Below are 13,082 nucleotides of genomic sequence, written 5' to 3'. Positions count from 1 at the left end.
CCGTGAGTACCACCGCCGCCAGCACCAGCTCCGCCTCGCACTCGCATCACCTCTCGCCCGCGTTCCCCGGTCGTGCCCCGTGGGGCACCGCCAGCAAGCTGCGTGCCTGGCAGCAGGGGGCGATGGAGAAGTACGTCCAGGAGCAGCCACGTGACTTCCTGGCCGTGGCCACCCCGGGCGCCGGGAAGACGACCTTCGCACTGACGCTCGCCTCCTGGCTGCTGCACCACCACGTCGTGCAGCAGGTGACCGTGGTCGCGCCCACCGAGCACCTGAAGAAGCAGTGGGCGGAGGCGGCGGCGCGGATCGGCATCAAGCTGGACCCCGAGTACAGCGCGGGACCGCTCGGCAAGGAGTACGACGGGGTCGCGGTCACGTACGCCGGTGTCGGGGTGCGGCCCATGCTGCACCGCAACCGTGTCGAGCAGCGCAAGACCCTCGTCATCCTCGACGAGATTCACCACGCGGGTGACAGCAAGTCCTGGGGCGAGGCCTGTCTGGAGGCGTTCGAGCCCGCGACGCGGCGGCTCGCGCTCACCGGTACGCCCTTCCGGTCCGACACGAACCCCATCCCCTTCGTCACGTACGAGGAAGGGAACGACGGAATCCGGCGGTCCGCCGCCGACTACACGTACGGATACGGCAACGCGCTCGCCGATCACGTCGTCCGGCCCGTCATCTTCCTCTCCTACAGCGGCAACATGCGGTGGCGGACGAAGGCGGGGGACGAGATCGCCGCCCGGCTCGGTGAGCCCATGACCAAGGACGCCGTCAGCCAGGCCTGGCGCACCGCCCTCGACCCGCGCGGTGAGTGGATGCCCAGCGTGCTGCGCGCCGCCGACCAGCGGCTGACCGAGGTCCGCAAGGCCATCCCGGACGCCGGCGCCCTCGTCATCGCCACCGACCAGGACTCGGCGCGCGCGTACGCCAAGCTCATCAGGGAGATCACCGGTCACTCGGCGACCCTCGTCCTCTCCGACGACGCCGGAGCATCGGACCGTATCGACGAGTTCAGCAACAACACCGACCGGTGGATGGTCGCCGTCCGCATGGTGTCCGAGGGCGTCGACGTGCCCCGGCTCGCCGTCGGCGTGTACGCCACCACCATCTCCACCCCGCTGTTCTTCGCCCAGGCCGTCGGCCGTTTCGTACGGTCCCGGAGGCGTGGCGAGACCGCCTCCGTGTTCCTGCCGACGGTTCCCGACCTGCTCTCCTTCGCCAACGAGATGGAGGTCGAGCGCGACCACGTCCTCGACAAGCCGAAGAAGGGGGGCGAGGAGGACCCGTACGCCGAGGAGGAGAAGCTCCTCCAGGAGGCCGAGAAGCAGCAGGACGAGGACACCGGCGAGCAGGACATGCTGCCCTTCGAGGCGCTGGAGTCCGACGCCGTGTTCGACCGGGTGACGTACAACGGCGCCGACTTCGGCATGCAGGCCCACCCGGGCAGCGAGGAAGAACAGGACTACCTGGGCATTCCGGGCCTGTTGGAGCCTGACCAGGTGGAGCTCCTCCTCCAGAAGCGGCAGGCCCGGCAGATCGCCCACAGCCGCAAGAAGCCCGACGCGGAGGCCGACCTCCTGGAACTGCCGGCCGACCGGCGGCCCGTCGTCACCCACAAGGAACTGCTGGAACTGCGCAAGCAGCTCAACAGCTTGGTCGGCGCGTACTCCCACCAGAGCGGCAAGCCGCACGGCGTGATCCACACCGAGGTGCGCCGGGTGTGCGGCGGCCCGCCGAGCGCGGAGGCCACGGCGGGGCAGCTGCGCCAGCGGATCGCCAAGGTGCAGGAGTGGGCCACGCGCATGCGCTGAGCGGGAATGCGTGGTGCGCGCGCCGGTGCGGGGGCTGTGTGCGCCGGGCGGCGCGCGCCGTCGTATTCCGGGGCAAAGCGGAGTGGTCCGTACCGGTGAGTGACCGGATTCTGGACGGAGGCTTCCGCTCAGCGAACCGGCTCGCTACTGTCCCCACACGCATACGCCCCGTGGCAGTGCCGCCGCGGAGCGCAGCCGTGAAGCGACTCCACCCGGAGCATCTCCGGGTCCAGCCGACCGGCGGCCACTGAAGCGCGTCGCCGACGGGACCGGCGACGCACCCGCCGCGGAAGGGGCCGCCGCCCTCACCACGAAGGAGTGGGCGTCGTGACCGCGGAGACCTCCCAGACGCTCGACCGGGGACTGCGTGTCCTCAAGCTGCTCGCCGACACGGACCACGGGCTGACCGTCACCGAGCTCTCGCACAAGCTGGGCGTGAACCGGACCGTTGTGTACCGGTTGCTCGCCACGCTGGAGCAGCACGCCCTTGTACGCCGTGACCTGGGAGGCCGGGCCCGTGTCGGCCTCGGCGTGCTCCGTCTGGGCCGCCAGGTGCATCCTCTGGTCCGTGAGGCCGCCCTGCCCGCGCTGCGCTCGCTCGCGGAGGACATCGGCGCCACGGCCCATCTGACCCTCGTCGACGGTGCGGAGGCGCTGGCCGTCGCGGTCGTCGAGCCGACGTGGACGGACTACCACGTGGCGTACCGGGCCGGGTTCCGGCATCCCCTGGACCGGGGTGCCGCGGGGCGCGCCATCCTCGCGGCCCGGCAACAGCCGGTCGACGGGCCCGGGTACACCCTCACGCACGGAGAGCTGGAGGCCGGCGCGAGCGGCGCCGCGGCACCGCTACTGGGGGTGACCGGCGTCGAGGGCAGCGTGGGCGTCGTGATGCTCGCGGACGCGGTGCCGGAGCGCGTGGGCCCGCGGGTCCTCGACGCCGCACGGGAAGTCGCCGAGGCGCTGCGCTGAGCTGAGCCGATCGCGGCGGCACGGTGTCAACCAGGTCAACCAGGTCAACCAGAGATGTCGCCGAGCCACTCCAGCAGGATCTTGGTGAAGGTGTCCGGCCGTTCCATGGGGACGTAGTGGGCGGCGTCCTCGATCGCCGTCGTGCGGCTGTCGCCCGCGACGATGCCGACGAGGCGGTCGGCCATGGCGATCAGGTCGGATGCGTCGAGGGCGCCGTTGACGGCCAGCACGGGGACCGTGATGTCCGCGGCGCGGGCCCAGGTGTCGGTCACGGGGACGGACCAGTCGGGTTCGTCGGCCGTGTGCTTGGTGATGGTCCCGCGCAGCATCTCCCGTACGCGTCGTACGACATCGGGGTCGACCTCGTCGAGCGTGCGGTGCGGGCCGGCCACGGCTGACAGGGAGGCGTCGACCCAGCCCTCGATGTCACCGGCTTCCAGGGCGGCCTGACGGCGGGCCACGAAGTCCATGGTCCAGGGGTCCCGGTACTCGGGCTCGCTGGTTCCCGCGCCGCTGACGGCGAGTGCGCGCACGAGGCCCGGGTGCTCCAGCGCGGTGTCGACCGCGATGGCCGCACCCATCGACATCCCCGCCAGGACGGCGGGGCCCACGTCCAGATGGCGCAGGAGCGCGGCGAGGTCGTCCGTGAACCGGAAGGGCCGGCTCGCGTTGTCGGACGCGCCGTGGCCCCGTGCGTCCGGTGCGATCACCCGGTGGCCGACCGCGAGGAGCGGTACGACGTCGTCCCACATGCGGTGGTCGGTGAAGCCGCCGTGCAGCAGCACGACGGGGGCGCCCGGGCCGCCGGTGTCGCGGTAGGCGAGAAGGCCGTCGTCGGACGGGAACGTGAACATCTGCGAGGCATCAGTCATGACAACCAAGGTGTCATGTTGCCCCATGGTTTGGCAACCAAGGTGTCATTCTGGTTTCGTGGGTCCGTGAGCAAGAGCAAGGGCAAGACCACGAGCAAGGGCGATGACGAACCGGCCCCCCTCCCGCCCGACGAACTGGCCTCCCGCATGTACGAGGTGTTCGCCGTCCTGGGCCCGCTGTACCGGCGGGTGAGCCGCAGGGTGGAGCTGAACGAGCCGGTCGAAGGGCTGTCCATCGGCGTCCGTGCCGTACTGGACCTCCTGCGCGCCCACGGGCCGATGACCGTCCCGCGGATGGCCCGCGCGCAGGAGCTCAGCCGCCAGTTCGTGCAGCGGATGGTCAACGACGCGGCGGCCGGCGGACTGGTCGAGGCCATCCCCAACCCCGCCCACCAGCGGTCCTCGCTCATCCGCCTGACCGACGCCGGCCGCACGGTCATCGAGACGGTCATCGCCCGCGAGAGCGAGCTGCTGAAACGGGTGGGCGGCGACCTGACCGACGCGGACGTGGACACCTGCGTACGCGTGCTGACACGGATGCTCGAAGTGTTCGAGCACGCGGACGCCCAGGCGGACGTGAACTGACAGGACCCAGGATCCAGGACCGACCCAAGACCCAAGACCCAGGACCCAGGGCCCAGCGCTCAGGGGCCGCCCGCCAACTGGCCGGATGCCACCGTCGCGTTAGATTGATTCCGTGCTCTCACGCCTCTCCAGCCTGTCGCGCCCCAAGGCCGTCGCCCTCAGCGCCCTGCCCGTCGTGGCCCTGCTCGCCACGGCGGCGTTCGCGCCGCTGCCCTTCTCCGTGGCGCAACCCGGCATGACGGCGAACGTCCTCGGCTCGAACAAGGGCGCGCCGGTGATCACCATCACCGGTGCGACGCCCCGCGAGACGCGCGGACAGCTGCGGATGACGACGATCGAGGCGACGGGCCCGGACGCCCGCGTCGGGCTCGCCGACGTCGTCGACGGCTGGTTCCGTACGGACCAGGCCGTGATGCCGCGTGACGCGGTCTACCCGAGCGGCGGCAACGTCAAGGAGATCGAGCGGCGCAACGAGGCGGAGATGAAGAGGTCCCAGGACGCGGCGACCCAGGCGGCGCTCGGCTACCTGGGCAAGGCCGGCGACGACATCAAGGTCACCCTGAAGCTGTCCGACGTCGGCGGCCCCAGCGCCGGCCTCCTGTTCTCCCTCGGCGTCATCGACAAACTCAACGGCGACGGCAGCGGCGGCGACCTCACGGGGGGCCGCGTCATCGCCGGTACGGGGACGATCGACGCCGCCGGCGAGGTCGGCCCGGTCGGCGGGGTGGCCCTCAAGACCCAGGCAGCCCACCGCGACGGCGCCACGGTCTTCCTGGTCCCGAAGGCCGAGTGCTCCGACGCGAAGTCCGAACTCCCCAAGGGCCTGCGCCTGATCCCGGTGACCACATTGAAGGGCGCCGTGAACTCCCTGATGGCCCTGGAAAAGGACAAGGGCTCGGTCCCGAGCTGCTAGGCCCTGTCGTCAAACTCCCGCATGCCCCGCGACGCTCGACTTCGGCGCGGCGGTCAGGCGGAGCTACCCCCTACCCCCGCTCCTCCGCCGCCTGTTCCACCAGGGGAATCACCCGTAGTGGGACCGGGTTTTCCATGACGATGGCTGTGGAGGCGCGGACGATGCCGTCGAAGCCGACGACGCGGTCGATCACCCGTTGGAGGTCCGCGTTCGAGCGGGCCACGAGGCGGCAGAGCATGTCGCCGTTGCCGGTCGTCGTGTGGAGTTCCAGTACCTCCGGCACGGTCGACAGGTGCGCCCGTACGTCCGGGCCCTGGCCCTGCCGGATCTGCAGCGTCGCGAACGCCGTCACCGGGTACCCGAGGGCGGCCGGGTCCACCTGCGGGCCGAACCCGCGGATGACGCCGTCCGACTGGAGCCGGTCGAGCCGGGCCTGCACCGTCCCGCGCGCCACCCCGAGCCGCCGGGACATCTCCAGCACGCCGATCCGCGGCTCCCGGGCCAGCAGCGCGATGATCCGCCCATCCAGTTGATCGATCGCCATGAGGACCTCCCCGGTAGTCACCCTGTACAGGGAACCCGCCATCGCGGGCCTTCCGCTGAGCAGATTGTCCAGCGAATCGGTGAACTGTTGCGCACCTTGCCGCAGCGAGAGACTCTGCGCCTATGACGCAGACCACACACCACGCTCCCGACACCGCACGGCAGGCCGACCCCTTCCCGGTCAAGGGAATGGACGCGGTCGTGTTCGCCGTGGGCAACGCCAAGCAGGCTGCCCACTACTACTCCACCGCTTTCGGCATGCGGCTGGTGGCCTACTCCGGACCGGAGAACGGCAGCCGCGAGACCGCGAGCTACGTCCTGGAGAACGGCTCCGCCCGCTTCGTCTTCACCTCGGTCATCAAGGCCGCCACCACCTGGGGCCACTTCCTCGCCGAGCACGTGGCCGAGCACGGCGACGGCGTCGTCGACCTCGCCATCGAGGTCCCGGACGTGCGCCGGGCGTACGCCTACGCGATCGAGCACGGCGCCCGCTCCGTCGCCGAGCCGTACGAACAGAAGGACGAGCACGGCACGGTCGTCCTCGCCGCGATCGCCACGTACGGCTCCACCCGGCACACCCTCGTCGAGCGCACCGGTTACGACGGCCCCTACCTCCCCGGCTTCGTGGCCGCCGCCCCGATCGTCGAGCCGCCCGCCCACCGCACCTTCCAGGCCATCGACCACTGCGTCGGCAACGTCGAACTCGGCCGCATGAACGAGTGGGTCGGCTTCTACAACAAGGTCATGGGCTTCACGAACATGAAGGAGTTCGTGGGCGACGACATCGCCACCGAGTACAGCGCCCTGATGTCGAAGGTCGTCGCCGACGGCACACTCAAGGTCAAGTTCCCGATCAACGAGCCCGCCGTCGCCAAGAAGAAGTCCCAGATCGACGAGTACCTGGAGTTCTACGGCGGCGCCGGCGTCCAGCACATCGCGCTCAACACCAACGACATCGTCCAGACGGTACGGACCATGCGCGCGGCCGGTGTGCAGTTCCTCGACACCCCGGACTCGTACTACGACACCCTCGGCGAGTGGGTCGGCGACACCCGCGTGCCCGTGGAGACCCTGCGCGAGCTGAAGATCCTCGCCGACCGGGACGAGGACGGCTACCTCCTCCAGATCTTCACCAAGCCCGTTCAGGACCGTCCGACCGTCTTCTTCGAGATCATCGAACGGCACGGTTCGATGGGATTCGGCAAGGGCAACTTCAAGGCGCTGTTCGAGGCGATCGAGAGGGAGCAGGCCAAGCGGGGCAATCTGTAGCCCCGGTGGCCCCGGTGGCCCCGGTAGCCGCCGGTAGCCCCGGCGGCCACCCTCCCCGGTCTACGCCGATGCCCCTTCCGAGCGGCCCTCCGGCTGCCCGAGTTCCGCCGGACCCTCGTCCGACGGCTCTCCCAGCTCCCCCAGCGCCTCCCTCGCCACGGGCCCGTACAGCAGGGAGAAGTACGGGTTGAGGCGCAGGGCCTCGGCCAGGTGACGGCGGGCCGGACCGGGCCGCTCCAGGGCGTACTCGATCTCGCCCCGGTGGTAGGCGTACAGCGCGCTGCGGACCTCCCCACCGTGGGCCCTGTCGGTCGCCCGCGTCGCGAACGAGAGCGCCTCCTCGTCCTCGCCGGCCCGGTGCAGGGCCCAGCCCAGCGCGTCCGCCGCCCGCAGGCTCGGCTGCCGCTCCCACTCGTCCCGCAGCAGGCGGACCGCCCTGTCAGGGTCACCGTGGTCCGCCTCGAACAGGCCGAGGAAGAGGGAATGGTTCACCCCGGCCTTCGCGTCCGCGCGTACCGTCTCGCGCAGCACGCGGTACTGGGCCCGTGCCTCGCCCTGACGCCCGAGGGACTCGTACAGCTCGCCCAGCTCCAGGGCGTACTGGGGCGACCTCGCCCTTGACAGCGCCGACCGGTAGGCCCGTACCGCCTCCTCCGTGCGGCCCAGCGCGGCCAGCGCGCGGGCCCGCCCGGCCACGGCGGCGTGGTCGTCGGGGTCGGCGCGCAGGGCGGCCGTGGCGTAGCGCAGGGACTCCTTGAGGTCGCCGCGCTGCCAGGCCAGTTCGGCCGCCCGCACGAGGTACGCGGCCCGCTCGGTGGGACCCTCGGCGCGGGCGGCCGCGTCCGAGAGCGCCGCGGCCGCGTCCTCGCGCCGGCCCTGGTCCCAGTACACCTGCGCCGCACGCGCCGTCACCGCGGGCGCCGTCACCGCGGACCGGGACCGCAGGGCGAGCAGCTGGTCCAGGGTCCGGCGGGCGGCCTGGTAGTCGCCGACACCGTCGTACGCGTCGATCAGCAGCGGGTACGCCGTCCAGCGCCCGGGCGCCACCCGTACGGCCTGCTCGCCCCACTGCCGGGCCGCCGGGAAGTCGTGTCGCGCGGCCGCCAGCGCGGCCAGCCCGTCGTACGCCTCCGCGTTCCGGCTCGGTCGGACCTTCAGCGAGGTGCGCAGCGCCCGCTCGGCCCTCGGGAAGTCCGCGGCCACCCCGGTACGGCGCCCCCGCTCCACATACGCCGTGCCCAGCACGGCCCACGCCCGCCCGTCCTCCGGATACTTCCGCAGCCGCCGCTCGCGGTCACCGATCAGCGCCGCCAGATCCGGCATCGCCGCGGGCACCCCGGCCGCGACGGCCGCCCGGGCCCGCGCCTTGGGTGCCGGCGCGGGCGCCACCGGCTGCTGCTGGTGCTGCTCGCCGTCCGGCAGCAGCACCAGCACACCGGCGAGTACGGCACCACCGGCCATCGTCCAGCCCAGTGCGCGCCGCATCATCCGGTCGGCCGCCCCGAACCGCCGCTGTTCGCTCTCCATGCCGCTCTTCATGCCGCTCACTGTGCGTCAATAGGAAGACCACAACGCGGCACCCGAAAGGCCCTCGCCGACGGGTTCACACCGATGGCGGTCCGGTGCGACGCTGTGATCATGAGCCGTAGCGAAGCCCCGCCCCCGGAAGGCACAGCAGTGACCGGCAACCTCCACGACCGACCCCACGACCGACTCCAGGACGGACTTCCGGACCGCCCCCTCGACCGCCTCCAGGACCGGCTCCTCGCCGGACTGCCGGCCGAGGCGGTCCTCACCGACCCGGACGTCACGGCCTCGTACGCGAACGACATGGCGAGCTTCTGCGAGGCCGGCGTCCCGGCCGTCGTCGTGCTGCCACGCACCGTCGAGCAGGTCCAGCACGTCATGCGCACCGCCACCGAGCTGCGCGTCCCGGTCGTCCCGCAGGGCGCCCGCACCGGCCTGTCGGGCGGGGCCAACGCCGCCGACGACTGCATCGTGCTGTCCCTGACGAAGATGGACCGCATCCTGGAGATCAACCCGGTCGACCGCATCGCCGTCGTCGAACCGGGGGTCATCAACGCCACGCTCTCCCGCGCGGTGAACGAACACGGCCTCTACTACCCGCCGGACCCCTCCAGCTGGGAGATGTGCACCATCGGCGGCAACATCGGCACGGCCTCCGGCGGCCTGTGCTGCGTGAAGTACGGGGTGACGGCCGAGTACGTGCTCGGTCTCGACGTCGTGCTCGCCGACGGGAGGCTGATGTCCACCGGCCGCCGCACGGCGAAGGGCGTCGCCGGGTACGACCTCACGCGCCTGTTCGTCGGCTCGGAGGGCTCGCTCGGCATCGTCGTCCGCGCGATCCTGGCCCTGAGGCCGCAGCCGCCCCAGCAACTGGTGCTGGCGGCGGAGTTCGCCTCCGCCTCCGCCGCCTGCGACGCCGTCTGCCGGATCATGGAGGGCGGGCATGTGCCGTCCCTCCTCGAACTGATGGACCGTACGACGGTCAAGGCCGTCAACGACCTGGCGCACATGGGCCTCCCGGAGAGCACCGAGGCCCTCCTCCTCGCCGCGTTCGACACCCCCGACCCCGCCGCCGACCTCGCCGCGGTCGGCGCCCTGTGCGAGGCCGCGGGCGCCACCCAGGTCGTCCCGGCGGACGACGCCGCCGAGTCCGAACTCCTGCTCCAGGCACGCCGGTTGTCACTCACCGCGCTCGAAGCGGTGAAGGGCACCACGATGATCGACGACGTGTGCGTGCCCCGCTCCAAGCTGGGCGAGTTCCTCGACGGCGTCGCGAAGATCGCGGACGATGTCGACCTCACGATCGGTGTCGTCGCTCACGCGGGCGACGGCAACACGCACCCGACGGTGTGCTTCGACGCCAACGACGAGGACGAGTCGCGTCGGGCGCGTGAGTCGTTCGACCAGATCATGGCACTCGGCCTTGATCTCGGCGGCACGATCACGGGCGAGCACGGTGTGGGGCTGCTGAAGAAGGAATGGCTCGCTCGCGAGCTCGGGCCGGTGTCGCTGGAGATGCAGCGCGGTATCAAACAGGTCTTTGACCCATTGGGCATCCTCAACCCCGGCAAGGTTTTCTGAGGGCAGACGGCAGACGGCAGACGCCAGACGGCCAGCGCCCGAGGAGCCTTCCCGGGCGCTTCCCTTACAGCCGGTGCCACGGCGGTCGGCCCGCATAGAGGTGCGTGAGGACGGCGCCGGTTTCCGACGGGCCCCTTCGGGTCCCCTTCAGCCATGGTCATGGACAGCGGGAGCCGCGCCGTCGCCCCCGTCGCGTAGCAGAACCGTGCTCGAAAGGAGTGGGTCCGGCGGGAGGGGCGGTGGTGGTTGCGCCGGTCTGGTAGATGTTGATTCCCCCAACCAACCCCCGAGCAGATACGGGACGACGGACATGAGCGCCCCAACCCCGGCCCCCGGTGACGACAGGCCCCGCGAAGGGTATTACCCGGACCCATCCATTCCTGGATATGTCCGTTACTGGAACGGTGCCTCCTGGGTACCGGGGACGAGCCGTCCGGCGCCCACCGACGGCGAACCGCTGGCGCCGCCCGGCGCGGCGGCCCCCGCCACCCCGGACTCCGTCGAGGAGACGGGCCCGCACTTCTTCGACGAGGACCCGGAACCCACCGCGCCCCCGGAACCCGCGCCGCCCGCCGAGCCGGCCGCGCCCGCCGAGGAGCCGCAGCAGCCGTCTCCGGCCGAGGCCCAGCACGGCAACAGGCCCGAGCCCGCGTCCGCGTGGGGCGCCGACCGGTCCCGGCAGTCCGGCTTCGGCCACGACCAGAACCGCGTCTCCTGGGGTTCGCCGCGCGCGACGGACCCGCGGGCGGCGGGCGACCAGGCGCGCACCGCGAGCACGGACGGCACGGCGGCGATCCCGCCGGCGGACGAGGAGTCCCCCCAGGGCACGGTGGTCTTCCGCCGCCCGAACGCGGACGCGCGCCCCACGGCGTCCGGCGGCGCGGAGCCCGCGGAGGCCGAGGGCACCATGAAGTTCCGGTCACCCCTCGCGCACACGGACGCTCAGGCCGCCGCGCAGCAGGCACTGGGCCTGAACCCCCAGGCGGCGCCCGAAGGGCTGTCAGGTGCGCAGCAGAGGCCGCAGCAGGCCCCGCAACAGGGCCCGCAGACCGCGGCCGCCGCGGCCGCCGCGGCCACCCCGGCGCCCCCGGCCCAGGGCCGGCCGGGCAGCCCCCATCAGCCGCCCGCCGCCCATCAGCCGCCCGCCGCCCATCAGCCGCCCGCTCCGGCCCCGGCGCAGCCCGGCGGTTCCTTCTCGCAACAGCCCCCGTCCGCCGTGCCCCCGCAGTCCACCGGCCCCGCCGCGACCCCCCTCAGCCCGGGGGCCGGTGGCGGACAGCCCTCCTGGGCGCAGCAGGTGCACCAGTTGGCGGGTGCGGACGGGGAGCAGCGCGTCGCGCCGTGGAAGCCGGTCAACGAGGACCCGTTCCAGGCGGCTGCCCGAGCTCAGGCCGCGGCCCGCCCTGCGGGGCTCGGCAAGCGGCTGGCCGCCCGGCTGCTGGACACGCTCGTCGTCCTCGCCGTCACCGGCGCGGCAGCCGTGCCGCTCGGCACGCAGGCCGTCGACCACATCAACGGGAAGATCGACGAGGCCAAGCTGTCCGGCGAGACGGTCACGGTCTGGCTGCTCGACGGCACGACCTCCGTCTACCTGGGCATCATCCTCGGCGTGCTGCTCGTCTTCGGCGTCCTCTACGAGGCGCTGCCCACCGCCAAGTGGGGCCGTACCCTCGGCAAGAAGCTGCTCGGCCTGGAGGTCCGCGACATCGAGGGCCACGAGCCGCCGACCTTCGGACTGGCGGTGCGCCGCTGGCTCGTCTACAGCGTTCCGGGTCTGCTCGGCATCGGCGTCGTCGGCGTCCTGTGGTGCGTGTTCGACCGCCCCTGGCACCAGTGCTGGCACGACAAGGCGGCTCACACGTTCGTGGCCGGATAGTACGGGCACAGACGCGCGGGCGCGCGGGCGCAGACGCACAGGCGCGCGGACGTACGGAATTTCCTACTCCGGACGGCCCCGTGCCGGATGCGGAGCCGGAGGGTTCGCGGTCGACTCGGGCCATGAGCACCGAACCGCCGCCCCCCGGCTCCGGTCCGTCCCCGGATCAGTCCCCGGACGACCAGTCCAGGAAGGAGCCACCGCCTCCTTCGGGGTCGCCGTACGACTCCCCGTACGGTCATGAGCCCCCGCCCCACGCGGGCGATCCGTACGGCGGCGGCCCGTACAGCACCGACCCGCTCGCGGGAATGCCCCCGCTCGCCGGCAGCGGCAAGCGCGTGCTCGCCCGCGTCATCGACATGGTGATCGTGGGCATCGTGGTGGTGCTGCTGGGGTGGGCGTTCGGGCTCATCCAGTACACGACGTCCGCGGAGCGCATCGAGTACGCCAAGTCCCTGGGGCAGGAGGTGATCGCCGCCGTCCTCTACATCGCGTACGACACCTACTTCACGACCAGGAACGGCCAGACCCCGGGCAAGCAGCTGATGAAGCTGCGGACGGCCGACCTCTCCGACGGCTCCACGCCCACCGCGCAGACCTCGCTGCTGCGGGCGGCCGTCCTGTGGATCCCGTTCGCGTTCTGCTGTGCCTGCGTCTGGACCGTCATCGCGGGCGGCTGGAGCTTCTTCGACAGGCCCTACAAGCAGGGACTCCACGACAAGGCGGCCAAGACGGTGGTGGTCAGCACCGTGTGACCGCCGGGCCTCCGGGTCTCAAGGGGGCAGGACCTACCGCGGGGCCGGAACGCGCTCCTGCGCGGCGGACGCCGTCGGAACCCGGTGCTCGTCCTGCTCGTCCGCGGACGCCGTGGCGGCGGCCGGTGTCTTCTTCGGCAACGGCACGGTCATCGCGACGAGCAGCCCGAGCGCGAGTGCCGAGACGGCGATCACGGTGATCGCCAGGCCCGAACTCGTCTGGGACAGCAGCAGCATGGCGAGGGTGGACAAGATCACGGTGCAGGAGCCGTAGGCGAGCTGTGCGGTCGTCGGACGAGGCATGTCAATCGTGTCCTCGGGTGGGGTCTCCCCGTGCCTCTCACATTGGGGGAGTACGCGGATACGAATCAAAGGTGCGGT

The 13,082-nt window shown here is 71.9% G+C and carries 12 protein-coding genes; 8 read left to right on the top strand and 4 right to left on the bottom strand.

The window, feature by feature from the left end; translation table 11 throughout:
- Positions 1-2: 2 nt before the first annotated feature.
- Positions 3-1,811, top strand: a complete 1,809-nt coding sequence (locus IE262_RS23350; protein WP_134035427.1) for a DEAD/DEAH box helicase — start codon at positions 3-5, stop codon at positions 1,809-1,811.
- Between the two features lie 327 nt (positions 1,812-2,138).
- Positions 2,139-2,780 (top strand): IclR family transcriptional regulator, encoded by a 642-nt coding sequence (locus IE262_RS23345; protein WP_134035430.1) that lies wholly within the window; start codon positions 2,139-2,141, stop codon positions 2,778-2,780.
- A gap of 44 nt (positions 2,781-2,824) precedes the next feature.
- Here the strand turns inward: IE262_RS23345 and IE262_RS23340 are convergent, their stop codons facing one another.
- Positions 2,825-3,652, bottom strand: coding sequence for an alpha/beta fold hydrolase (locus IE262_RS23340; protein WP_189876208.1), 828 nt, complete (start codon positions 3,650-3,652; stop codon positions 2,825-2,827).
- A gap of 147 nt (positions 3,653-3,799) precedes the next feature.
- Between IE262_RS23340 and IE262_RS23335 the strand changes: the two genes are divergently transcribed.
- Positions 3,800-4,237 carry a MarR family winged helix-turn-helix transcriptional regulator gene (locus tag IE262_RS23335; RefSeq protein WP_229877416.1) on the top strand — a complete coding sequence of 146 codons (438 nt, stop codon included), beginning with the start codon at positions 3,800-3,802 and terminating at the stop codon, positions 4,235-4,237.
- A 112-nt stretch (positions 4,238-4,349) separates the two neighbouring features.
- Positions 4,350-5,150 (top strand): S16 family serine protease, encoded by an 801-nt coding sequence (locus IE262_RS23330; protein WP_189876203.1) that lies wholly within the window; start codon positions 4,350-4,352, stop codon positions 5,148-5,150.
- Positions 5,151-5,220: 70 nt separating this feature from the next.
- On the opposite strand, the gene IE262_RS23325 is transcribed toward IE262_RS23330, so the two are convergent.
- Positions 5,221-5,694 carry an Lrp/AsnC family transcriptional regulator gene (locus IE262_RS23325; RefSeq protein ID WP_189876201.1) on the bottom strand — a complete coding sequence of 158 codons (474 nt, stop codon included), beginning with the start codon at positions 5,692-5,694 and terminating at the stop codon, positions 5,221-5,223.
- Positions 5,695-5,816: 122 nt separating this feature from the next.
- Between IE262_RS23325 and hppD the strand changes: the two genes are divergently transcribed.
- On the top strand, positions 5,817-6,962 hold the full coding sequence (hppD, locus tag IE262_RS23320) for a 4-hydroxyphenylpyruvate dioxygenase (protein ID WP_189876199.1): 1,146 nt from the start codon (positions 5,817-5,819) through the stop codon (positions 6,960-6,962).
- Positions 6,963-7,022: 60 nt separating this feature from the next.
- On the opposite strand, the gene IE262_RS23315 is transcribed toward hppD, so the two are convergent.
- A complete protein-coding gene (locus tag IE262_RS23315; protein ID WP_229877410.1) occupies positions 7,023-8,501 on the bottom strand; it encodes a tetratricopeptide repeat protein in 1,479 nt (492 codons plus the stop codon).
- A 93-nt stretch (positions 8,502-8,594) separates the two neighbouring features.
- Here IE262_RS23315 and IE262_RS23310 point away from each other — a divergent pair, with 93 nt between their 5' ends.
- The 3 genes from IE262_RS23310 (at position 8,595) to IE262_RS23300 (ending at position 12,701) form a co-directional block, all read left to right on the top strand.
- Positions 8,595-10,070, top strand: a complete 1,476-nt coding sequence (locus tag IE262_RS23310; RefSeq protein ID WP_373305106.1) for an FAD-binding oxidoreductase — start codon at positions 8,595-8,597, stop codon at positions 10,068-10,070.
- A 310-nt stretch (positions 10,071-10,380) separates the two neighbouring features.
- On the top strand, positions 10,381-11,946 hold the full coding sequence (locus IE262_RS23305) for an RDD family protein (RefSeq protein WP_189876197.1): 1,566 nt from the start codon (positions 10,381-10,383) through the stop codon (positions 11,944-11,946).
- Positions 11,947-12,068: 122 nt separating this feature from the next.
- Complete coding sequence (locus IE262_RS23300) at positions 12,069-12,701, top strand: RDD family protein (RefSeq protein ID WP_134035455.1); 633 nt, start codon at positions 12,069-12,071, stop codon at positions 12,699-12,701.
- Positions 12,702-12,734: 33 nt separating this feature from the next.
- Here the strand turns inward: IE262_RS23300 and IE262_RS23295 are convergent, their stop codons facing one another.
- Complete coding sequence (locus IE262_RS23295) at positions 12,735-13,004, bottom strand: hypothetical protein (protein WP_229877408.1); 270 nt, start codon at positions 13,002-13,004, stop codon at positions 12,735-12,737.
- Positions 13,005-13,082 lie beyond the last annotated feature (78 nt).

The sequence above is a fragment of the Streptomyces bluensis genome (assembly GCF_014650715.1).
Lineage (GTDB): Bacteria > Actinomycetota > Actinomycetes > Streptomycetales > Streptomycetaceae > Streptomyces > Streptomyces bluensis.
This window is presented reverse-complemented; position numbering and strand designations above follow the sequence as displayed.